Annotated in this window: 26 protein-coding genes; all 26 read right to left on the bottom strand. The window is 36.7% G+C overall.

All coding sequences use genetic code 11. The annotated features are described in order from the left end of the window. Positions 1 to 5 precede the first annotated feature (5 nt). Positions 6 to 878 (bottom strand): MinD/ParA family protein, encoded by an 873-nt coding sequence (locus B494_RS0108165; RefSeq protein ID WP_017471902.1) that lies wholly within the window; start codon positions 876 to 878, stop codon positions 6 to 8. Further along, positions 865 to 1989 carry a flagellar biosynthesis GTPase FlhF gene (gene flhF, locus B494_RS0108160; RefSeq protein WP_017471901.1) on the bottom strand — a complete coding sequence of 375 codons (1125 nt, stop codon included), beginning with the start codon at positions 1987 to 1989 and terminating at the stop codon, positions 865 to 867. Before flhF ends, B494_RS0108165 begins: the two co-directional genes overlap by 14 nt. Further along, positions 1986 to 4019 carry a flagellar biosynthesis protein FlhA gene (flhA, locus tag B494_RS0108155; protein WP_017471900.1) on the bottom strand — a complete coding sequence of 678 codons (2034 nt, stop codon included), beginning with the start codon at positions 4017 to 4019 and terminating at the stop codon, positions 1986 to 1988. Before flhA ends, flhF begins: the two co-directional genes overlap by 4 nt. A gap of 24 nt (positions 4020 to 4043) precedes the next feature. Continuing rightward, positions 4044 to 5126, bottom strand: coding sequence for a flagellar biosynthesis protein FlhB (gene flhB, locus B494_RS0108150; protein WP_017471899.1), 1083 nt, complete (start codon positions 5124 to 5126; stop codon positions 4044 to 4046). A gap of 2 nt (positions 5127 to 5128) precedes the next feature. After that, complete coding sequence (fliR, locus tag B494_RS0108145) at positions 5129 to 5908, bottom strand: flagellar biosynthetic protein FliR (protein WP_017471898.1); 780 nt, start codon at positions 5906 to 5908, stop codon at positions 5129 to 5131. A gap of 3 nt (positions 5909 to 5911) precedes the next feature. Beyond that, positions 5912 to 6181, bottom strand: coding sequence for a flagellar biosynthesis protein FliQ (fliQ, locus tag B494_RS0108140; RefSeq protein ID WP_017471897.1), 270 nt, complete (start codon positions 6179 to 6181; stop codon positions 5912 to 5914). A gap of 19 nt (positions 6182 to 6200) precedes the next feature. Beyond that, entirely contained in the window at positions 6201 to 6869 is a 669-nt protein-coding gene (fliP, locus tag B494_RS0108135) for a flagellar type III secretion system pore protein FliP (protein ID WP_017471896.1), read from the bottom strand. Positions 6870 to 6871: 2 nt separating this feature from the next. Then, positions 6872 to 7540, bottom strand: coding sequence for a flagellar biosynthetic protein FliO (locus B494_RS0108130; RefSeq protein WP_017471895.1), 669 nt, complete (start codon positions 7538 to 7540; stop codon positions 6872 to 6874). 4 nt (positions 7541 to 7544) lie between these two features. Further along, the gene (locus B494_RS0108125) at positions 7545 to 7907 is read right to left on the bottom strand and encodes a response regulator (RefSeq protein ID WP_017471894.1); all 363 of its coding nucleotides are present in this window, start codon (positions 7905 to 7907) and stop codon (positions 7545 to 7547) included. 19 nt (positions 7908 to 7926) lie between these two features. Then, positions 7927 to 9081: a flagellar motor switch phosphatase FliY gene (gene fliY / locus B494_RS0108120; RefSeq protein WP_017471893.1), complete on the bottom strand. Its 1155-nt coding sequence runs from the start codon at positions 9079 to 9081 to the stop codon at positions 7927 to 7929. Further along, complete coding sequence (fliM, locus tag B494_RS0108115; RefSeq protein WP_017471892.1) at positions 9071 to 10072, bottom strand: flagellar motor switch protein FliM; 1002 nt, start codon at positions 10070 to 10072, stop codon at positions 9071 to 9073. The genes fliY and fliM overlap by 11 nt, the downstream gene beginning before the upstream one ends. A 28-nt stretch (positions 10073 to 10100) precedes the next feature. Then, positions 10101 to 10517 (bottom strand): flagellar basal body-associated FliL family protein, encoded by a 417-nt coding sequence (locus B494_RS0108110; protein ID WP_017471891.1) that lies wholly within the window; start codon positions 10515 to 10517, stop codon positions 10101 to 10103. Further along, positions 10510 to 10728, bottom strand: coding sequence for a flagellar FlbD family protein (locus B494_RS0108105; protein ID WP_017471890.1), 219 nt, complete (start codon positions 10726 to 10728; stop codon positions 10510 to 10512). The genes B494_RS0108110 and B494_RS0108105 overlap by 8 nt, the downstream gene beginning before the upstream one ends. Before the next feature lie 46 nt (positions 10729 to 10774). Beyond that, positions 10775 to 11632: a flagellar basal body rod protein FlgG gene (flgG, locus tag B494_RS0108100; protein ID WP_017471889.1), complete on the bottom strand. Its 858-nt coding sequence runs from the start codon at positions 11630 to 11632 to the stop codon at positions 10775 to 10777. Positions 11633 to 11707: 75 nt separating this feature from the next. Beyond that, complete coding sequence (locus B494_RS0108095; protein ID WP_017471888.1) at positions 11708 to 12082, bottom strand: TIGR02530 family flagellar biosynthesis protein; 375 nt, start codon at positions 12080 to 12082, stop codon at positions 11708 to 11710. A gap of 10 nt (positions 12083 to 12092) precedes the next feature. Beyond that, a complete protein-coding gene (gene flgD / locus B494_RS0108090; RefSeq protein ID WP_017471887.1) occupies positions 12093 to 12542 on the bottom strand; it encodes a flagellar hook assembly protein FlgD in 450 nt (149 codons plus the stop codon). A gap of 3 nt (positions 12543 to 12545) precedes the next feature. After that, entirely contained in the window at positions 12546 to 13850 is a 1305-nt protein-coding gene (locus B494_RS0108085; protein ID WP_017471886.1) for a flagellar hook-length control protein FliK, read from the bottom strand. Positions 13851 to 13873: 23 nt separating this feature from the next. Continuing rightward, on the bottom strand, positions 13874 to 14458 hold the full coding sequence (locus B494_RS0108080; protein WP_017471885.1) for a MotE family protein: 585 nt from the start codon (positions 14456 to 14458) through the stop codon (positions 13874 to 13876). A gap of 5 nt (positions 14459 to 14463) precedes the next feature. Further along, the gene (gene fliJ, locus B494_RS0108075) at positions 14464 to 14910 is read right to left on the bottom strand and encodes a flagellar export protein FliJ (RefSeq protein WP_017471884.1); all 447 of its coding nucleotides are present in this window, start codon (positions 14908 to 14910) and stop codon (positions 14464 to 14466) included. Further along, complete coding sequence (gene fliI, locus B494_RS0108070) at positions 14910 to 16223, bottom strand: flagellar protein export ATPase FliI (protein WP_017471883.1); 1314 nt, start codon at positions 16221 to 16223, stop codon at positions 14910 to 14912. The genes fliJ and fliI overlap by 1 nt, the downstream gene beginning before the upstream one ends. Continuing rightward, on the bottom strand, positions 16210 to 16962 hold the full coding sequence (gene fliH, locus B494_RS0108065) for a flagellar assembly protein FliH (RefSeq protein ID WP_241211411.1): 753 nt from the start codon (positions 16960 to 16962) through the stop codon (positions 16210 to 16212). The genes fliI and fliH overlap by 14 nt, the downstream gene beginning before the upstream one ends. A gap of 1 nt (position 16963) precedes the next feature. Continuing rightward, positions 16964 to 17977, bottom strand: coding sequence for a flagellar motor switch protein FliG (fliG, locus tag B494_RS0108060; protein ID WP_017471881.1), 1014 nt, complete (start codon positions 17975 to 17977; stop codon positions 16964 to 16966). Between the two features lie 12 nt (positions 17978 to 17989). Further along, the gene (gene fliF / locus B494_RS0108055) at positions 17990 to 19588 is read right to left on the bottom strand and encodes a flagellar basal-body MS-ring/collar protein FliF (protein ID WP_017471880.1); all 1599 of its coding nucleotides are present in this window, start codon (positions 19586 to 19588) and stop codon (positions 17990 to 17992) included. A gap of 44 nt (positions 19589 to 19632) precedes the next feature. Then, positions 19633 to 19938 (bottom strand): flagellar hook-basal body complex protein FliE, encoded by a 306-nt coding sequence (gene fliE / locus B494_RS0108050; protein WP_017471879.1) that lies wholly within the window; start codon positions 19936 to 19938, stop codon positions 19633 to 19635. A gap of 20 nt (positions 19939 to 19958) precedes the next feature. Beyond that, positions 19959 to 20417, bottom strand: a complete 459-nt coding sequence (gene flgC, locus B494_RS0108045; protein ID WP_017471878.1) for a flagellar basal body rod protein FlgC — start codon at positions 20415 to 20417, stop codon at positions 19959 to 19961. Positions 20418 to 20419: 2 nt separating this feature from the next. After that, positions 20420 to 20812 (bottom strand): flagellar basal body rod protein FlgB, encoded by a 393-nt coding sequence (gene flgB / locus B494_RS0108040; RefSeq protein ID WP_017471877.1) that lies wholly within the window; start codon positions 20810 to 20812, stop codon positions 20420 to 20422. Positions 20813 to 21345 lie beyond the last annotated feature (533 nt).

The following is a 21345-nucleotide window of genomic DNA, read 5'->3' as shown; positions in this document are numbered from 1 at the left end:
TTGCCCTACCTTTCTGTCATGAATTTCTTTAATTTTGTTATAAATGTTGATGTCGTTTTCTTATTTATATTGATTGAATTCGTCAAGTATTGAGTAGCGATTTGATTAACAGCTTTTGAGGCTTGAGCACGTGAATCAAATAACGTAAACGGAATTTGTTGAACAACAGCCCTTGAAATCACCTTATCATAGGGAATAATACCTAAAGGTGTAACCGATTTAGATAAAAATTGTTCAATAACTTTTTGAAGTCTTTTCATAATCATCTTACCATCTTTAAAAGATTCACTTCGATTAACAACTAAATAAAAGGGTAGTTCTGGATTTCTTAAATAAATATGCTTAACCATAGCGTAAGCATCCATCATTGCAGTAGGCTCAGGTGTCGTTACAACAAAACATTGATCAGCAGCTAATATATAAAATAAGCTATCATGTGTCGCCCCAGCTCCCATATCAAAAAAGATATAATCATAATCATGAGTGATTTGGTCAAATTGTTCTAAGAAATAATTAAATTTCTCATCGCTCATGCTAAACACTTCTGAAAGTCCGGAACCAGCTGCAATATAAGCAAGAGCATGTGGGCCTGTTTCTATAATATCATGAATAGAAAGATTATTCTCATACATTTGAACAATCGATTGCTTAGCTTGTAAACCAAGCAGAATATCAATATTTCCCATACCTATATCAAGATCAACAATCAGTACGGCTTTTTCCTTTTGAGCTAAGCTAAGAGCAAAATTCAATGTGAAATTTGATTTTCCGACGCCACCTTTTCCACTTACAACAGCAATTGTTTTAGCTTGTTTATTTGAACTTCGCTTTTCCATCTTTTTACGAAGATTTGCAGCTTGATCATTATACATTTTCATCATGTGACCCCATTAACAGCTCTACTAACATCCCCGGTTCAGCTTCTTTAATATCATCTGGTACATCCTGACCATGTGTTAAATAGGCAATACCTATTTGATAATGGCTGATTAAGTTCAAAATTGCACCATAAGACATCGTTTCATCGGTCTTTGTGAAAATAAGCTTTTTCAATGGAATGGCGTGAAATTGCTTGAATATGGAGACTAGATCGTTCGATTTAGCTGTCAAAGAGAGAACCAAGTAAGTCTCAATATCATGTTCTAAATCTACAATTTGTCCAAGTTCTGCGACATACTTTGGATCACGGAAGTTTCTCCCCGCTGTATCAACAAAAACAACATCATAATGTTGAAATTTCAACCTGGCTTTTTGGTAATCTTCCATCGTATAAGCAATTTCTAATGGGATATCTAAAATTTTCGAATACGTTTTTAACTGTTCAATTGCTGCGATTCGATAGGTATCTGTCGTAATAAGCGCTACTTTTTTTCCGTCCTTGATCATGCTGTTTGCAGCGAGCTTAGCAATGGTTGTTGTTTTACCCACCCCTGTAGGACCGACGAGGTGAACAAATCTTTTTTCATAAGTGATAGCCCCACATTCATAATTTGCAAAAAAAGATACCAGATGTGATTCGACTGACTGCTTCGCCTCTTGATAAGTTAAATCGTCACGATTCACTTGTTCATAGACGGTTTTTAATAATTGATCGGTAATCGTTTGGTCTACTTCTTGGGCTAACAAATGGTCACGGACGGATTCAAAGGCCGCCGAGAAAACTGGCTGATCATCTTCTGATTTTGATTCCATCCATTTCCTTAGTGACCTTAACTCTTCCAGGACAATCTTTTGCTCTTTATCCTTTGTTTCCTTTTCTATTTTGAAATGGTGTTTGACTGGTGACTTAACCGTATGATTTGGAGACCTTCTAACAGGTTCAGGTTCAATGGCTGCTACCACCTCAATATTTCTTTTTTTAAATAACCCAAGAAACCCTCCGGTATAAATCACTTTAGAATTAAGAATAACAGCATCACTTCCTAATTCCTTTCTTACTTTTTGCATCACTTCAGGCATTGTCGCTGCCACATATTTTTTCACTTTCATCCGGCGTTCACCACCCCAACACTTTGAACATCTAGATTTGGTTCTAATTCATTATAAGACAACACCACAACATGTGGAAAGAAGCGATCTAGCAGTTGCTTCATATACATTCTAATAGTTGGCGAACATAATATAATTGGGATTTCTTCTTGTAAGGATACCTGTTCCACCTTCTCTGTTACTGAACGAATAATTCGCTGTTGGGTATCAGGATCTAATGCTAAATAATTTCCATGCTCTGTTTGTTGAACGTGATCAGCAATCATTTGTTCTACTTCTCCAGCTACGGTAATGACCCTTAATGATTTGGAGCCTTCCGTATACTGCTTTGTGATCTGTGATGCTAATGCTTGTCTTGCATATTCACCAAGTAATTCAGGATCATTTGTCATTTTTCCGAAATCTGCTAATGTCTCAAAAATAACAGGTAAATTTCTGACAGATACTTGTTCGCGTAATAACTTAGCAAGAACCTTTTGAACATCTCCAACATTTAACGGTTCTGGTGTAACCTCTTCGACTAAGATTGGATAGGATTCTTTTAAATGATCAATTAATTGTTTAGTCTCCTGACGCCCTAATAGTAAATGTGCATGTTTTTTAATAACTTCTGTTATATGTGTAGAAACGACAGACGGAGGGTCAACAACTGTATAACCTGCCAGTTCAGCATCATCTTTCACTTCTTCCGTAATCCACTTTGCTGGTAGGCCAAAAGCAGGTTCCTTTGTCTCGATCCCATCAAGATCATCGTCATCTATCCCAGGGGTCATCGCTAAATAATGGTCCAACATTAATTCACCTTGTGCTACTTCATTACCCTTTATTTTAAGTTGATAAGCATTCGGAGGTAGTTGAATATTGTCACGAATTCTTACAACGGGAATAACAATGCCAAATTCAATGGCTAATTGTCTTCTAATCATAACGATTCGGTCCATAAGGTCGCCACCTTGACTTGCATCAACCAGTGGGATCAACGCATAACCAAATTCAAATTCAATTGGATCCATACTAATTAGATCGACTACATTTTCTTGGGATTTCATCTGGCTACTTGATTCTTCTTCCTCTTCCAAAGCGTGATCAACTTCTATATTTTTTGCAGGCCGTTCTAATAATAAACCACCAAAAATTAATGTCCCAGCTATTGCTGTCGTTAACCAAAAATTAATAGGTGTTAAACCGAACAGGAATATAGTACCCCCGGCAATATAAAGCAACTTTGGATACTGAAGCAATTGTCCCGTTACATCACTGCTTAAGTTACCTTCTGATGCGGCACGTGTAACAATGATACCCGTAGCAGTTGAAATTAATAATGCTGGAATTTGACTTACCAACCCATCCCCAACTGTCAATTGCATGTAGGTAGATATAGCCTCTTCAAAGCTCATTCCTAATTGAAGCATGCCGATGACAAGCCCGAAAATGATATTTATAAGTACAATAACAATACCAGCAATGGCATCCCCTTTTACAAACTTACTGGCACCGTCCATCGCTCCATAGAAATCGGCTTCTCGCTCAATTTTTTGTCGACGTTCTTTAGCCTGTTGTTCATTTATTAATCCTGCATTTAAATCAGCATCAATACTCATTTGCTTACCAGGCATTGCATCTAAGGTGAATCGTGCACCTACCTCAGAAACACGTTCACTACCTTTCGTTATAACAAGAAATTGGATAATAATTAAAATTGCAAACACAACGAAACCTACAAGTGGACTATCACCAATAACGAAAGTTCCAAATGTATCCACTACATTCCCAGCGTCTGCTTCACCTAAAATTGAACGCGTAGTAGAAACATTCAAACCTAATCGAAACAATGTTAAAAGTAGTAATAACGAAGGTAAAATTGAAAATTGCAATGGTTCAGTTGTATTCATGGCAACTAAAATAACAATTAAAGCCAAGGATATATTTGTCAATATTAAAATACTTAATAACCAACCAGGTAACGGGATGATTAGCATAATAATAATTGTGATTACAAATAATAGTACGGATAGATCTTTTGCCTTCATTATTCCCTCTCCTTACAAGCTGTGTTAAGCTTTTTGTTCAATTTGATAGACATAAGCCAAAACTTCAGCTACAGCTTGATAAAACGATTCATTAATAGCTTGGCCAATCTCAACTTCGGCATATAATGCTCTTGCTAAAGGACGATTTTCTACAATTGCCACTTTATTATTTTTGGCTATATCACGTATTTTAAATGCTACATAATCGACGCCTTTAGCAACAACATAAGGAGCATCTGCTTTTGATTCATCATATTTAATCGCTACAGCGTAGTGAGTAGGATTCGTAATAACTACATCAGCGTTTGGTATTTCACTCATCATACGGCGCATTGCCATCTGACGCTGACGTTCTTTAATTTTAGATTTAATCAAAGGATCTCCTTCAATATTCTTATACTCATCTTTGATATCTTGTTTCGACATTCGAATATTCTTTTCGTAATCAAAACGTTGATACATATAATCAATAACCGATAGGACAAGTAAAGCTAGCGATGCTGAAATTCCCATTAATGTTACTGTAGAACCAAAAAAAGATAACGCTCCATCAAGGTTTCCGTGGGCCAACATCATCATCTCATCTTTATTCATCCATAATATTGAGAACGTGACCGTTGCAACCACAGTAATTTTTAAAATTGATTTGACCAATTCAACTATTGCTCGAATTGAAAAAATCTTTTTTGCTCCTGAGATTGGATTTAATTTGTCCAGCTTCATTTGTAATGGTTCTGTCGTAAATAAAAAACCAATCTGCATTAAATTTGAAACAAGTCCAGCTATAATAGCAATACCCATAACTGGAGCAATCGTAAATCCCATATAAGTAATGATATCAATAAATATGATGCGCAAATGATCAGGAGTTAACTCCCAGAGCATGTATTCAGTGAAAATTTGCTGATACAGGCCTGTAAAACGCTCCTTCCAAAAAGGACCAATAATGATAAAAACGATAAACATAAAAAAGAGTAGTACAGCAGTGTTTACATCTTGACTTTTGCTAACTTGCCCCTTTTTTCTTGTATCTTGACGTTTCTTAGGTGTAGCTTTTTCTGTTTTTTCCCCGGAAAAAAACTGTAGATCTAAAGCAAGCCATTGCATGACTACACCCCTCCTAGCACTTGCATAAATACATGCATCATTTCAATAATATAACCAAAAAGACTTCTAACAAGTCCCATATACAGAACAATAAACATACTAATCACAAACAACGAAACCGTAATCTTTAATGGAATACCAACAACAAAAACATTCAGTTGAGGAACGGTTCGTGCAATAATCCCTAAAGCTACATCTACTAAAAATAAGCAGCCTACAATCGGAATGGCCATCTGGAAAGCAATTAAAAACATTTGGTTAAACATAGTTAACACGGTTAATATATAGCTTTCTGATCCTATATTGATAAATTGATCAATCGCTATGAGTTCAAAGCTATAAAAAGCACCATTAATGAGTAAGTGATGACCATCTACAGCCAGTAAAAACAATATAGCAAACGTATAGAAATATTGGCCAATCACTGGGCTTTGCGCCCCTGTTTGAGGATCAATAATATTAGCAATTGCAAATCCCATTTGGAAATCAATAAATCCACCTGCGATTTGAACGACAGTCAAAATCACATAAGCGACCATCCCCAAAATCATTCCAACAAAAGCTTCTTTAAAAACAAGCAGTACAAAAGATAAATCAAGCGAAATATCTGGAATATCAATTGTAAACAATAAAATCCAACTCATAAAAATAGCTATGCCAATTTTAAATGTATTGGGGATATTTCGATAAGAAAAAATTGGAACTGTAGCAATGAATGCAATGATTCGAGCCAAGATGAGTAGAAAAGCAGGTAAAAGATTCAAGTCTATTAATGTTAACATTGCTTAACCTACATATTGATTGAGATTCTGCAGTATACTAGCTGTAAACTCGATCACCCTCGTAAGCATCCATGGTCCAAAAAAGACAAGACCCATTAATACAGCAACAATTTTCGGGATAAATGCTAATGTTTGTTCTTGGATTTGAGTAGTCGCTTGAAAAATACTAACAAGCAAACCTACACCCAATGCTAAAATTAATAGGGGACCTGCTACCATTAAAACAGTAAGTATGCCACGTTCAGCAAGTGTTATAACTAATTCTCCACTCATCACTACATTCTCCTTCTCACTAATTAAATCCTGATAATAATGATTCTGTTATCAGATACCAACCATCCACCATAACAAATAGTAATACTTTAAACGGTAATGATATCATAACAGGTGGTAGCATCATCATACCCATTGACATCAAAATACTAGCCACTGTCATATCAATGACGAGAAAAGGTATAAATATCAAAAAACCCATCGTAAAAGCTGTCTTCAATTCGCTAATAGCAAAAGCAGGAACGAGTACAGTTAACGGAATATCATCAATCGATTCAATGTTTTCTGTATCAGTATAGTCTAGAAATAAAGCAAGATCTCTTTGACGCGTATGGTCTGCCATAAAGCTTTTAATTGGCGCACTTGCTTGATCATAAGCTTCTTCTAAACTAATTTCTTCATTCATTAATGGTGACAAGGCTTGTTGATTAATTTCTTGAAACGTTGGTGCCATGACAAAAAAAGTTAAAAATAGTGCAATTCCAACCAAGACTTGATTAGGTGGCATTTGTTGCGTCGCTAATGATGTTCTTGTAAAAGATAGCACAATAATAATTCGGGTGAAACTTGTCATTAATATTAAGATACTTGGCGCAAGTGAGAAAATCGTTAACAGTAAAAGTAATTGAACTGAAGTTGATACAGCTTCAGGATCTGTCCCAGAAAAGATATCAATAAAATCATTCATAATTATTCTTCTTCCTTATAATTCGCTCTAATTTCTGCTCTTTTTTTCTTCATAGCATCAAGTTCTCCCTTAAACAACGAAGCAAAAGCTGTATCTTCACTTGAACTTTCATCATTATCTTGTTGATTTCTACTTTTCTGTAACGATTTAAATTTAATTTGATTTAAAAAAGGAATTTGAGTCGATCGATCAGTATACTTCTGGTCAATTAACTGTTGTCTAACTTCTTCATCAGTTATCTCTGTCAATAATGAAACATCATCCCCTACACCAACTAAATACACTTTTGTCCCAATTTTAATCAGCTGAACAGATTTGCTAGTCCCTAAAGAAAGCCCACCTAAGCTTTCCAAACTGTCGCCTTGTTTACTAAAACGGCCCGAGCGATTAAAGAATTTTAACAACGCGTAGATCAATCCAATAATTAGAGCGAGTGCAATAATAATTTGAAAAATTAACACCACTATATTGGTTTGATTGTTCGTCAATTGTGTCGTGATCTCTTCATCACCTTGATCAACAATAGGTTGATCTTGTTGATCTGGTTCTGGCGATTCAAGTTGTTCTTGGTTAAAAAAATCTGATACTGAATCATTATCTGCATTAGCTAAAGTCGGTTCTATATGCGTCATTAGAAAAAGCAATAGGGTTAGTATAACAATCTTTTTCATTCAATCAGTCCAATGCTTTATTAATTGCCTCAATAACACGTTCAGCTTGAAACGGCTTTACAACAAAATCTTTTGCCCCTGCTTGGATAGCATCAATTACCATTGCTTGCTGACCCATGGCTGAACACATAATGATCGTTGCGTTAGGCTCAATTTCTTTCATTTCCTTAAGAGCCGTTATTCCATCCTTTTCTGGCATCGTAATGTCTAATGTAACAAGGTCTGGTTTTAACTCTGTAAACTTTTCGACTGCTTGCTGACCATCTTGTGCTTCTCCTACCACGTTAAAACCATTTTTTGTTAAAATATCTTTGATCATCATTCTCATAAACGCTGCATCATCAACAATTAATACTGAGTGTGCCATCCTATTTCCTCCTTAACTTTTACTTTAACTTTTTCAATCGATCTGACTGACTGACAATATCAGTAACTCGCACCCCGAAATTTTCATCGATAACAACAACCTCACCTTGTGCAATTAGTTTGTTGTTAACATGGATATCAACAGGTTCACCCGCCAGTTTATCTAACTCTAGAATCGATCCTGATGATAGCTCTAAAATATCTTTAACTGCACGCTTAGTTCTTCCAAGTTCAACCGTTACTTGCAACGGTATATCTAACAGCATATCTAAGTTGCGTTTTTCTGTTTCAGGCAAATTTACCTCTTCAAAACTTGAAAATGAAGCATTTTGTACGTCAGCTCCAGCTTGTGCTGGTTCCCCAATATTACGAGGTTCACGATTAACTTTCTCCGTATTCTGACTTACTTCTTGATTTTGTGTTGAATTCATTGGTTTCTCCACTTTTTTCGTTTCTTGTTTATCGACTTTTTCAGTTGGTGCATTCAATAGACCGTCCACCATTTCTTTAGCAAAATGTGTAGGGAGTAGTTGCATTATTTTCGAATCAATGAGGTCACCGATTTTGAGTTGAAAACTAACTTGAATTAAGATGTCATCCCCTGGAATGTGTTGCTCACTTGATTCATCTTTCACATCAATCATCATTGTAGATGGTGGGGAGATATCAACTCTTTTAGAAAATACAGTTGACATGCTTGTTGCAGCCGTGCCCATCATTTGATTCATTGCTTCTTGGACAGCACTCATGTGGATATCACTTAACTCTGTAGCTTCTGTTTGACCATCACCACCAAGCATTAAGTCTGCAATAATTGCAGCATCATTTGATTTGATTACAAATAAATTAACACCTTCAAAGCCTTCTGTATATTCAACTTCAACCCCTACATGTGGATGTGGAAATTCATCCTCTAGTTCATTACGGCGAATAACGGAAATGGTTGGTGTTGTAATATCAACCTTTTGGTTAAGTAAAGTTGATAGGGTTGTAGCAGAACTACCAAAAGAAATATTACCGATTTCCCCTAAAGCATCTCGTTCTAGATCTGACATAATTGTGGTAATGTCGTCATCTTGACCTTCACCATTTTCCACAACTTCATCTTGACCTTCTTCATCCGTATTTAACAATGCATCAATCTCATCTTGAGAAAGCATACCATCATTCATCATCTGGGGACCCCCCTTTAATTTCTTCTAATATTTGTACAGCAACCTTATTTCGCTTATGTCCAGGTTGAACATAATAAAGTGACTCATCATCAGATTGCATAATTAACGGTTCATCAATCGATTGATTTAAATTTAATACATCTCCAGCCTGTAATGCTAATAAATCATGTACCGATATGTTGGTTTTACCAAGAACTACTTGTAAATCTATATCAGTCGCTTCAATATTCTTGGTCAAGTTTTCATACTCTTCAGGCTTTCTTTCTTTTTGTGTTTCCGTCTGCATCCAATAGTGTACAGACAAACGAGGCATAATTGGCTCTAACACAACATGTGGAATACATATATTGATCATGCCACTACTTTCGCCTATGGTTGTATTTAATGAAACAACAACTACTGTTTCATTAGGAGAAACCAGTTGTAAAAATTGTGGATTGACCTCAAATTCTTCTAACATTGGATCGATTTCTGCAACAGATGCCCATGCATCACGCAAATTATCTAACGATTTTTCAAATAAATTAGTCATAATTGTTGACTCAATTTCAGTCAAGTTCTCAATTTTGTTTAAACTCGTTCCTTTTCCTCCAAGAATGCGATCTAGCATTGCATAAGCAATGTTTGGATTGATTTCAAATATAATTCGACCATCTAACGGTGCCATACTGAATATGTTCAAAACAGTCATGGTCGGTACAGATCTAACAAATTCTTCGTATGGAATCTGATCAACAGAAGCAACAGAAATATGTACATAAGTACGTAACTGTGCTGAAAAGTATGTTGTTAACAATCTAGCGTAATTTTCGTTAATTCTGGAAATACTACGAATCTGATCTTTCGAAAAACGAAGTGCGCGTTTAAAGTCATAAACCCGAACCTTCTTATCCTGTTCTTCTTGCTTCAATTGATTAGCATCCATTTCGCCTGATGACAGTGCTGATAATAGCGCATCAATTTCATTTTGGGACAAAACCTCTTCTGCCATTGCTCTCACCTCCCATTAAGGAGCTAAATTACTGTACAATTTTACCCACAATGTAAATGTCGGTAATTTCCCCTTCTTCCATTAATTCATTCATTTCATTTTTTAAATTCGTTTCTAATTCTGACAAACCTGCTTGAAGATCATCTGATGTCATGTCAACTGATTCTTTAATTAAAATATTGTTAAATTGAAACTGACGCTTTTCTACTTCTTCTCTTGCATCGCTATTGTTCGTAATGAGGTTAAATTGAAGTTGAACAAATCGCCCATCTAGCAAATCAACACTTATTTGTTCAGTTGTGTATGAATACTCAACCTGTTCATCGATGGTTAATTCGCGATCTGGGTCATCTTCATTCACTAAAATAAAGATGATTGCACCCATGCCTGAGATAGCTATAATAGCTAATACAGCCAATATAATTTTAAACACTTTACTATTCACTATGTTCACCCACTTTTTCTTGCCAGCGATTTATCCCAGCTGCTTGATAAAATTGTATAGATAGCTCTCTGACTTCTTTTTCGGTTTCTCTAACAACCATTTTTTTCCCATTCACTAATGTTATGGTCGTGTCTGGAAAGGATTGAATGCGCTCGATGTAGTATGCATTTAATGTAAACGTCTCACCTTTAAAGTTTGTTAGTTCGATCATAATGTTATGGTAGGAGCAAGTTAGTGAACTTGCTCCCTCCTCCTATCTATCGTTTAAGGTTGACCAATTCTTGCAGAATCTCGTCTGAAGTTGTAATAATACGTGTATTGGCTTGGAATCCACGTTGTGCAACAATCATGTCAGTAAATTCTTCAGCCAAATCGACATTTGACATTTCAAGTGCTCCGGAAACGATGCCGGCTGTCCCTTCTGATTCTGGTGCAATTAACTGCACGACTCCACCGTCCATAATCATGCCATCATTAACAGTAGAACGATACATATTTGAACCGACTTTCTCTAAACCACCCGGATTTGAGAAACTCGCTAACATAATTTGACCGGCTGATTGTGTTTCACCATCTTCATCAATGTAATTAACCACACCATTACCTTGAATACTGAAGCTACCAATGTTTTCAGGTAAGTTAATTCGTGATGGGTTACCATCATTATCATGACCAATTAAATATTGACCATTTGCATTAACGATGTAACCTTCATCATCTAAATAAAGGTTTCCTGCACGTGAATACAACAATTGACTTCCTTGTAAATCAATGCCGGCACCACCGTCTACTAAATCCGTTCCAAACACAAACATACCATCGCCTTCAAGTGCCAGATCAAGGGCACGGTTAGTTGTTTGACGGTTACCTTGTGTATGGATATTATCAATCGAACCAATTTGAGAGCCTAAACCTACTTGTTGTGCGTTAATCCCACCACGAATAGCTGTTGGTGCAGATGCACCTGACACGGTTTGACTCATCATATCTTGAAATGTCGTACGCCCCTTTTTGAAGCCTACAGTGTTGACATTGGCAATGTTATTACCAACAACATCTAATTGCGTTTGAAATCCTCTCATACCTGCAATACCTGAGTACATTGAACGTAACATTTAACGATTCCTCCTTATAAAGACTACTGTCTCTTTCAATCAACAGTGTCAACGGCCTCCTATGACGGTCCAGCCTTAATCTAAAATGATGGTTCCATTAATATTATTGAAAATCCGACTTTGCGCTTCGTTGCGATTCATTGCAGTTACAACGGTATTATTTTTAGCGCTGACAAGTAAAGTTGCTTCTTCTGTAATCACGAGTGAGTCGGTAATCCCTTTGGTTTTTGCTTCTGAAACGTGTTTGGCAATTTCCTGCCATTTAGCGTCTGAAATATCAATACCACGTTCGGTTAATCGTTCTTGCGCATGTTTACTTATCTTTAGCGCGGATTGTGCTTGGTTAAATAAAGTTTTAAATGATTCACCACGCGACTTTGGTTTTACATGTTGTGATCGTGTATTGGATAGTAACGCTTGGCTCGGTATATGTTGAATCCGATGATCCATTTGATCCCCCCTAATCTACAGAAGGTTCATTAATACGTAAAATTTCATCTGTATATATTTTTTGGTCGTTTTCTAATTCGATAACAGCATACCCTTCGCGCTCACTGATCGCAACCACCGTGCTTGTTGCTAGCTCCTTCGGTTCAATGATTTTACCTGTCTCATCATCGAGGGCATAATACTGTACTTCTTTACCAATTAGATGGCTATATTGAATCACAGGTGACATCATTTGATTATCAACCAATTTTGAGATTGAAGTATTCATATTAAGCATTTGCTCAAGTTGAGAGAATGTTGTCATTTGTGCAATAAACTCTCGATCATCCATTGGATCTAGTGGATCTTGATTTTGGATTTGAGCCATTAATATCTTCAAGAATTCCTCTTTACCTAACTCGCCACTTGGTGTACTTCTCGGTTGATTTTTCAAATAATAAGACGGATCAATAGATGTCATACTTTACACCCTTTCATTGAAAAGAATATCTTCGAAGCTCATCTCTGGCTCCTCTTGCTGGTCTTGCTGATCCATAGTCGCTTCTTGGTCATGCTTATGGGACTCTTGCTCATCATTAAAATGATCGAGTGGTGATTGATGCTCAAATATTAGTGCTGAATCTTCTTGTTTTTCAACCACAACATTTTGAGGTGAAAACATATGACGAAGTTCTCTTATGTTAGCTTCTAAAGCTTCTTTAGCCATTTGAGAAGATGCTGTTAATTTAACCAACATTTCCCCATCCACTTCTGTTAACTCAACCACAATATTCCCTAATGATTCAGGTGCCAACCTAACGAGCAACTGGTTGGTCCCGTTTTTCCCTTGTAAGAATGTACTTTGTTCAAGTGCTTCTTCTAACTTAGCCATTAATTGTTCAGATAATTGATCAACCGTTTCTGTCTGACTATTTAAGTGCAACGTCAATTGTTCAATTGCTGAGAATCCTTGCTGTTGGTTAAATAACGCTCCAAAACTTGATGACTGTTCGTTAGCAGGATTGTTATGTCTTGCAACGGCTGATTTGACCCACTTCATAACGTCTTCTGAAGTTACTGTTGTATCTGCTTGATAAGTTGTTCTTTGACTTAATACTTCTTTGTTTTGATAATTATTAAGCACTTGTAAAAAAGCTTTGAAATGAGGTTTGTGCTCATTATCATTGATAAATTGATTTGTTAACGTCGCATCGTTTTGACCAACACTTGTCCACTGCTTCAACAACACAAGCAATTGCTTTGCTTCATCTTGACTAAGCTCATCAAATTGACTAATCAATTGCTCAATTGAATTCTTTAACGAAGAGGAATCAATCTTAAGATCACTCACGCCTTCTAAACCACTAAAGATCATGTTCAAATCGACTTCAGTTGGAGGGCTGGAAACAGGTTGTTCTGGTATCCATAAGGAAACAAATTGGTTAACGAGATCATCATCAATTTCTTCAGCCTGTTCTTCGACTAATTTAGCCGCCTCAACAACACCTTCTATATCAGTAATCGTTTCACCCGTTTTTTCTTGAAACCAAGCGAAAAGATGATCAAGTTCCTCTTCTTCCAAAGATTGAATAAATTCACTCCATTTATCACTATCTGACGCTTCAGTTTCCAAACCTTCTTTAGTTGTAAGTATTTCAGACGACATGGTAGAAGAGCCAAGTAGTTGTCCAAATGATATGTTTGCCTGTTTACGATCCACTGTCACTTTAGCACGAATGGCATCAACAGATGGGGTGGGCGGATTAAAAAGTAATGAGTTGATATTCACTATTTCACCTCCTTTCAATTAAATCAATCTAGTAATTGTTCAGTAAATGTTGCTGCTTGTTCAGGGTCCATTGCGCTTAATATAGCTGCTCGATGTGCATCATCAATTTCTTGTAAGATCGCTAAAGCAACTTGACTTGATGAATTAGATAAGATCACTGCTGCGTTTGCTGGATTCATCTCATCATAACTTTCAATGAGCTTCGCTAAATTTTCGACTTCACTTTCTTCTTCACCGTCTTCTTCAATAGTGTTTTCAATCTGAGCAGTTAATCTGACAATTTCTTGATTTAACTGGTCAATTTCAGATTTTTTTGAACTCAAATCACTTTCCATTGCAGCTAGTTCCTCTTCAAGGCTATCAATTTTATTCTCATATTGACGTTGCTTTCGTTCAATTTCAGCTTCTTCATCAGTTGTAATCCAATTACTAACGACAGGGATTGAGTTAGCAAATTCTTTTGTTCTTCCAATAGGATCCATCCCGAGCATTGATAATACAATGAATAAAATGACAATAGCTAATACTAAAGGAACCAGGATAAGGAATAACCATTGAAAGACCTTCATTTTTTTCTTTTCATTTTTAGTTGTTGTAGGATCCGCCATCTTATTCACCTATTTCCATAATTAAAGTGCTGTCTCGACGACAGCTCGTCCATTGTTTGATTTTCAAGGTATTTGACTTTTAACTCTGCTCTTTTTTGTTTATTCTCAATTATTTTTTCGTATTTCTTGACTTCAACATGAGCAGACGTTAACTTTTGTTGCTTTTGCTCCATGATTGAACGCTTTCGATTAACTTCCATTTCAACTTCGTATATTTTCTGCTTAATTTGTTCAATAAAAGCATAATGCGTAGCCAATGTTGTCACTGTACCTGAAGAAGTTAAATAATAGTTATACTCTTTTTCAACTTGCTCTTTTTTGTATAAAAGTTGATAAAGTTGTTCAGCAATTAATTCAAATGCATTAACAGCTTCTTGATAATCAAGGTATGCTTGATTTTTCAATCGTTCTTGGTGGTTAAGAATTTTATGAAAAGCTTTTACTGTTGTCATTATTTAACTCCCCCATGCAAGACCGTTTTCATCAAATCTACAGCTTCCGTTCTAGAACATTTTTCATCAACGTGTTGTTTTAGGAATGAGATGATTTTAGGGTGCAATTGGATAGCCTGATCAACTGCCTTACTCGTTCCTTTTTTATATGCACCTATTTGGATCAATTCATAATTTTCTTCATAGGTCGAAAGATATGATCGCATTTGTGTTGCTAATTGCTGTTCATCTTCATTTGTAATTTGTGGCATTACCCTGCTTATCGATTTCAAAACGTTAACTGCTGGAAATTGGCCTTGTTCAGCAAGTTTGCGATCCAAGACAAAATGCCCATCCAATATCCCTCTTGTTGTATCAGCAATTGGGTCATTTAAATCATCACCATCAACTAATACGGTATAAAAAGCGGTAATCGTACCTTGGTCGCTGGTTCCGGTTCTTTCTAGTAATTTAGGTAGTGTAGCAAATACAGATGGTGGATAACCTTTTGTTGTAGGGGGTTCTCCTGTTGCTAAACCTACCTCGCGTTGCGCCATAGCTACACGTGTTACAGAGTCCATCATTAAGTTAACGTTATAACCTAAATCTCGGAAATACTCACTAATTGCTGTTGCGGTATAGGCACCTTTTATCCGCATTAACGCAGGTTGATCAGATGTAGCTACGACGACGATCGAACGTTTTAAACCTTCAGGTCCTAAATCTGTTTCAATAAATTCTCTGACTTCACGTCCTCGCTCTCCAATTAATGCGATGACGTTAATATCTGCTTCACTGTTTCGGGCAATCATACCTAACAATGTACTTTTTCCTACACCACTTCCAGCAAAAATCCCTACCCTTTGCCCTTTACCTACGGTTAGTAGTGTGTCAATTGACCTAACCCCTAGTTCTATTGGTTCGGTTATACGCGGACGCATCAAAGGGTTGGGAGGCATTTGTTCTGTATTGACATAATTCAACCCTAAAGGTAATTGCGACTGATCTAATGGCATCCCTAATGCATTAACGACACTACCAACTAGAGGTCTACCTACTTTGATCATAAGCGGCTTATTGGTCGCCTCTACTAAACTACCAGGTCCAACATCCGTCATTTGACCATATGGCATCAAAAGTACATTCTCATCATTAAATCCAACGACTTCTGCCATGATTTGATCACCGTTTGTTGAATGAATATAGCAAACATTACCTATATTAACGGCTGGGCCAATCGATTCAATCATAAGACCAACGACTCTTTTAATTTTCCCATAGCGTCTATACGAATCGATATGATCAATTGTCTCAATATAACTATTGATGTCCACGGTTGATCTCCTCCATTAACTCCATTAAACCGGTTCGTATCTTATTCAATTGCTGATCAATTGAAACATCTAAACGTGAATAGGGCGTTTCGATAATACAATCCCCATCGTTCAGTTTATCTGACGGATAAATGGTCAAACTAACATCCGGTTCAAGTACGGACATCAATTGCTCCTTACGGTCTCTAACAAACTCAAATTGATTGACACTCGTTTGCAATTTTACAGAAGGCTGATTGTGAACATCTTGAATAGCTCTCTTAACCATGTTGATAAATGCTGCATTCTCATTTACTTCGTAGCCAATAATTTTACTTGCCACTTTCATTGCTAAAGTTAAAATCACCGGTTCACCTTGATCAATAACAGCAACCCGTTCTTTTTCTGCCGTTTCTATTATTTGATCAGCAAGCATTAATTTATCTTTAAACGTTTGTTCTGCTTCTTCTTCCCCTTGTTTGAACCCCTCTTTAAACCCGGTCTTCTTCGCCTCTTCTATCAATGTTTGTTTTTCTGATAGCCAACTTTCTTTGGCTTGGGCTATTTGCTCTTCTGTTTGTTGTTTTTTCTGATCCATCTTATCTTGAATATCTGCTAGCTGTTGTTTAGCTGATTCAACTTGATCAGCTAAATTCTCTGCTTGCTTCGCTTGATCATCTTCTTGATCAATATCTTGACTAGGGAATACAATTGGTTTTAATCCAATAACTTTTTTCTTTTGTGGAGTGTCATGGTGCATGTTAGACAATAACATCATCTCCTCCACCACGAGCGATGACAATTTCGCCAACCTCTTCTAGACGACGAATAGCTGCAACAATTCGCGTTTGTGCTTCTTCTACATCACGTAAACGAACAGGACCCATGAATTCCATTTCTTCTTTAAAGGTTTCTGCCATTCGTGAGGACATGTTGCTAAAGACAATTTCCTGAACATCTTCACTAGCCACTTTCAGCGCAAGACGGAGGTCATCATTCTCAACTTCTCGAATAACGCGTTGAATAGCTCTATTATCAAGCGTAACAATATCTTCAAAGACAAACATACGCTTGCGGATTTCTTCAGCTAATTCTGGATCTTGAATCTCAAGAGCATCTAATATCGTTCGTTCTGTACTTCGATCCACACCATTTAACACTTCTACAACTGCTGGAATACCGCCAGTTTGTGTATAATCTTGTGTAACCGTTGCAGAGAGCTTTCGCTCTAGGATTTGTTCTACTTCATAGATAATTTCTGGTGAAGTAGAATCCATAATGGCAATCCTCTTGGCAATGTCAGCTTGCATCTCTTGAGGTAATTCAGAAAGAATCTGACCTGCTTGCTCATTGTCTAAATACGACAAAATGAGTGCAATTGTTTGTGGATGCTCACTTTGAATAAAGTTTAGTATTTGTCCAGGATCTGCTTTCCGCGCAAAGTCAAACGGCTTCACTTGAAGTGATGAAGTTAGCCTAGAAATAATATTTTGCGCCTCTTCATTTCCAACAGCCTTCTCCAGTACTGTTTTAGCGTATCCAATACCACCTTGGGTAATATAATCTTGGGCTAATGCGATTTGATGAAATTGCTCAAGAATTTCCTCTTTCTGTTCTGTTTCCACTTTTTTCACTGAAGAAATCTCCAATGTTAACTTTTCAATCTCTTCTTCAGTTAAATGTTTATATACTTGTGCAGATACATCGGGACCCAGTGAAATAAGCAGAATTGCTGCTTTTTGGCGTCCGGTAAGTTTTTGGTTTTGCCTAGCCATCAAGCTCTCCCCCTATTCCTCTGAAATCCAAGATCGAAGTAATTTGGCAAAATCGTCTGGTTTGTCTTTTGCCATTTTTTCGAGTTGTTTTTTCTTTATAGCACCTTCAGTTGCTTCAGGTTCTTCAATCTCCGGTACTTCATTAGATTGTTCTTCAAGTTCTTCTGTATATGCAAGCTCATCCTCTTGATTCCTACGGTTACGAACCAACAAAACAATAAGTGCAATCACTGCTACGAGTAAAATACCACCAACAATATAGATCCAAAGAGGTATACCCGTTGCCGTTGGTTGTTGCGTTGTATCTAAACCAGTAAACTCTTGAAAAACAATAGAAGTATTTTGAGTTGGATCAATTTCTCCATAACTCGCATCTACTGATGTTGAAATTATTGAATCTAATATTGAAGCGATACCTTCCTCTACTTCAGCTTGTTCTGCAGCTGTTAGTAATTCTGGTTCACCTTCATCGTTTAATACGTGGCTGCGATTATCAACAGCAACTTGAATACCTAAATCTCTAATTTTATAAGGGCTCTCATTAATATCTCTTTGAATTCTATTAAATTCATAATTGATCGATTCCTGGATTAACTCATAGTCACCTTCTCCTGCTTCACCAGCAGGATAATTCATAATATCTTCTTCACCTGCACCAACTTCGCCAGCAAAAGCTCCCTCGCCAGAGTATGTTTCGTGAATGGTCTCAATGCTAACAGGTAAGCCTTCAATTTCTTCTTCATCAACAGGTTCAACTAATTGTTCAATCCGTTCTTCTTGTGTAAAATCAATATCTGTTGTCACAGAAACGACGACTTTATCGCCACCAATCATTGTGCCTAACATTTGTTGAACACGACGTTGAATATCACGTTCGATATCACGTTTGATTTCCTGTTGATTGGCATAGATGTCGCCGCTAGAAAATTGATTCCCTTGATCGAGGTCATAATAATTAAAGTTTTGATCCATTATGACGATATTATCAGGAGACAGGTTAGGTACAGATTTAGATATAAGATGATAAAGGCCACTAATTTGATCAGCTTCAAACTGGTATCCAGGTGCGATCGTTAAGACGATCGAAGCAGAGCCTTCTTCTTGAGCATCACTAACGAAGACTTGTTGTTGTGGCAAATTAATCATAACATTTGCATGTTCAACACCTGTAATGCCCGTAATCAAATTTCCTAACTCCGTTTGCATAGCGTCAAGTCTCATAATATCAAATTCATTATCTGTAACACCCCAAGAAGTGTTTTGACTAAAGAATGAGTAATCAATACTTCCACTATTAGGGATACCTTGTGCAGCTAAATCAACGATTAGGCTGTCTGCCATTCCCTCCGGAACATGTATTGTTGTCCCAGAGTCACTGACTTCGTTTTGAATCCCTCGAGCATCTAATTCTTCCTTAATCTGTCCTGCCTCTTGTACAGTAAGGTTATTATATAGTGGAACCATTGTGGAGCGTGTTGCTAAGAAGCTACCACCGATAACAATTAACATAAATAATAAAATTGATGATATGATTAAACCTTTTTGCTTTCTCGTTCTTGAGTTCCATAATTCAATTGTTTTGATCCTGTATTCATTCATTTTCTCTTTCATTATGTGCCTCCATACCAAACAACCTTCAAGTGAAGTGCTTTAATTTAAATTTGCATACGCATCATTTCGTTGTAGGCATCTATAACTTTGCTTTGCACCTCAACGGCTAAACTCATAGACATTGTCGATTTTTGCGCTGTGATCATCACATCATGTAAGTCATCGATTTCACCATTGACTAACATTTCGGTTTTTATTTCTGTCTCAACTTGTGATTGATTTAGCTGATTTATCGCTTCTTTTAGACGATTTGAAAATTGTTGTGGTGATGCGGAACGTTCAACCTCTTCGTTTGTATGCATACGAGTCGTTGGTTGGATTGATTGTAAAAATTGAAGATTAACACTCATTTTCAGTCACCCTCTCTTGATTATCTACCAATCTCAAGTGCTTTCATCAGCATTCCTTTATTGGCATTTAGTGCCGTTACATTTGCCTCATATGAACGCGTAGCACTCATTAAGTCGACCGTCTCTTGCAAAGGATCAACATTTGGCATTTCCACATAGCCTTCAGCGTTAGCGTCTGGATGTGTTGGATTATAGACCATGACGAATGGTTCGTCGTCCTCGTTAATTGAAGCTACTTTCACACCATTACTCGTTGCATTCCCCTGACGATTACGCACTCTACTTAGTTGATTAGCAAAAGACTGACCTTGTTCTTGAAATCTAACTGTTTTTCTCCGATATGGTTCGAATTCACCATCTTCATTAATGGTCGCACGAGTGGTTTCGGCGTTAGCAATATTTGAAGAGATCGTATCCATTCTTAGCCGTTGAGCAGTTAGCGCTGATGCACTAGTGTTGATTCCGTTAAATATACTCAAAATTAACGCCCTCCACGTATAACATTTTGTAAGTTACCAAAATCGCCATTCAACCGATCAATGAGCGCTTGATAGTAAATTTGGTTATTTGCTAGCTCTGTCATTTCTTTGTCAATATCAACGTTATTTCCATTATGATTATATTGGGTATTCTGGTTAGTAGTTACGCGAAATCCTTGTGCATCATTACCGAAGTCTATGTGCTGAGGGTGCGTTCGTTTCGCTTGGAAGTTTTTCGCTGTTTGTTGCTCTAGTAAACTTTTAAACTGAACATCTTTAGCTTTATAATTGGCAGTGTCAACATTAGCAATATTATTATTTATCGTTTGGTTTTTTGCCATTGCGTAATCTAAACCGTGTTGAATATTGTTAATTGAAGCTCCAAATATTGACATGATGCAACCTCCTTTACTGTTCTTCTACATTTTTTTCGTAATCTAATTGTCATTGTATTGTAAAACAATGCCCCTGTCTACGCTGTTTTGATATATTCTGACTAAAGTTACAGACCTATTTTGTACAATTTGATACTATCGTACTAAATCTTTTCAATTAGTCTGGAATCACAGCTTTGATTGTATAAATGATTTATGAATGATTTTTATCAGACGAAGTTCTTGTCATATAAGCATTCATTCAACATTAACCAGCAAAAAACCACAATATTTTTATAAACAGCTAGTGAAACAAAGGACACAGCTTCCTTCCAACTGTTGACTTTTATCGATTATTAATAGGACAAACGAATCATTTTTGGTTTTTTAATTAAAATGTCCTATATAATAGCGTTTACTAGTAAATACTTGGATGAAGCCATGTATTTATTGATAAACCCAACTCGCCCTTAACTAATACACGAATAATATGAAACTTGTTACCTAGAAAATAATACTTAGTGCAATATTCAATCCTGTTGTATGTCGTAGAT

This window comes from Amphibacillus jilinensis Y1 (assembly GCF_000306965.1).
Lineage (GTDB): Bacteria > Bacillota > Bacilli > Bacillales > Amphibacillaceae > Amphibacillus_C > Amphibacillus_C jilinensis.
The sequence above is the reverse complement of the archived record's forward strand: the minus strand, read 5'-3'. Positions and strand labels throughout refer to the sequence as shown.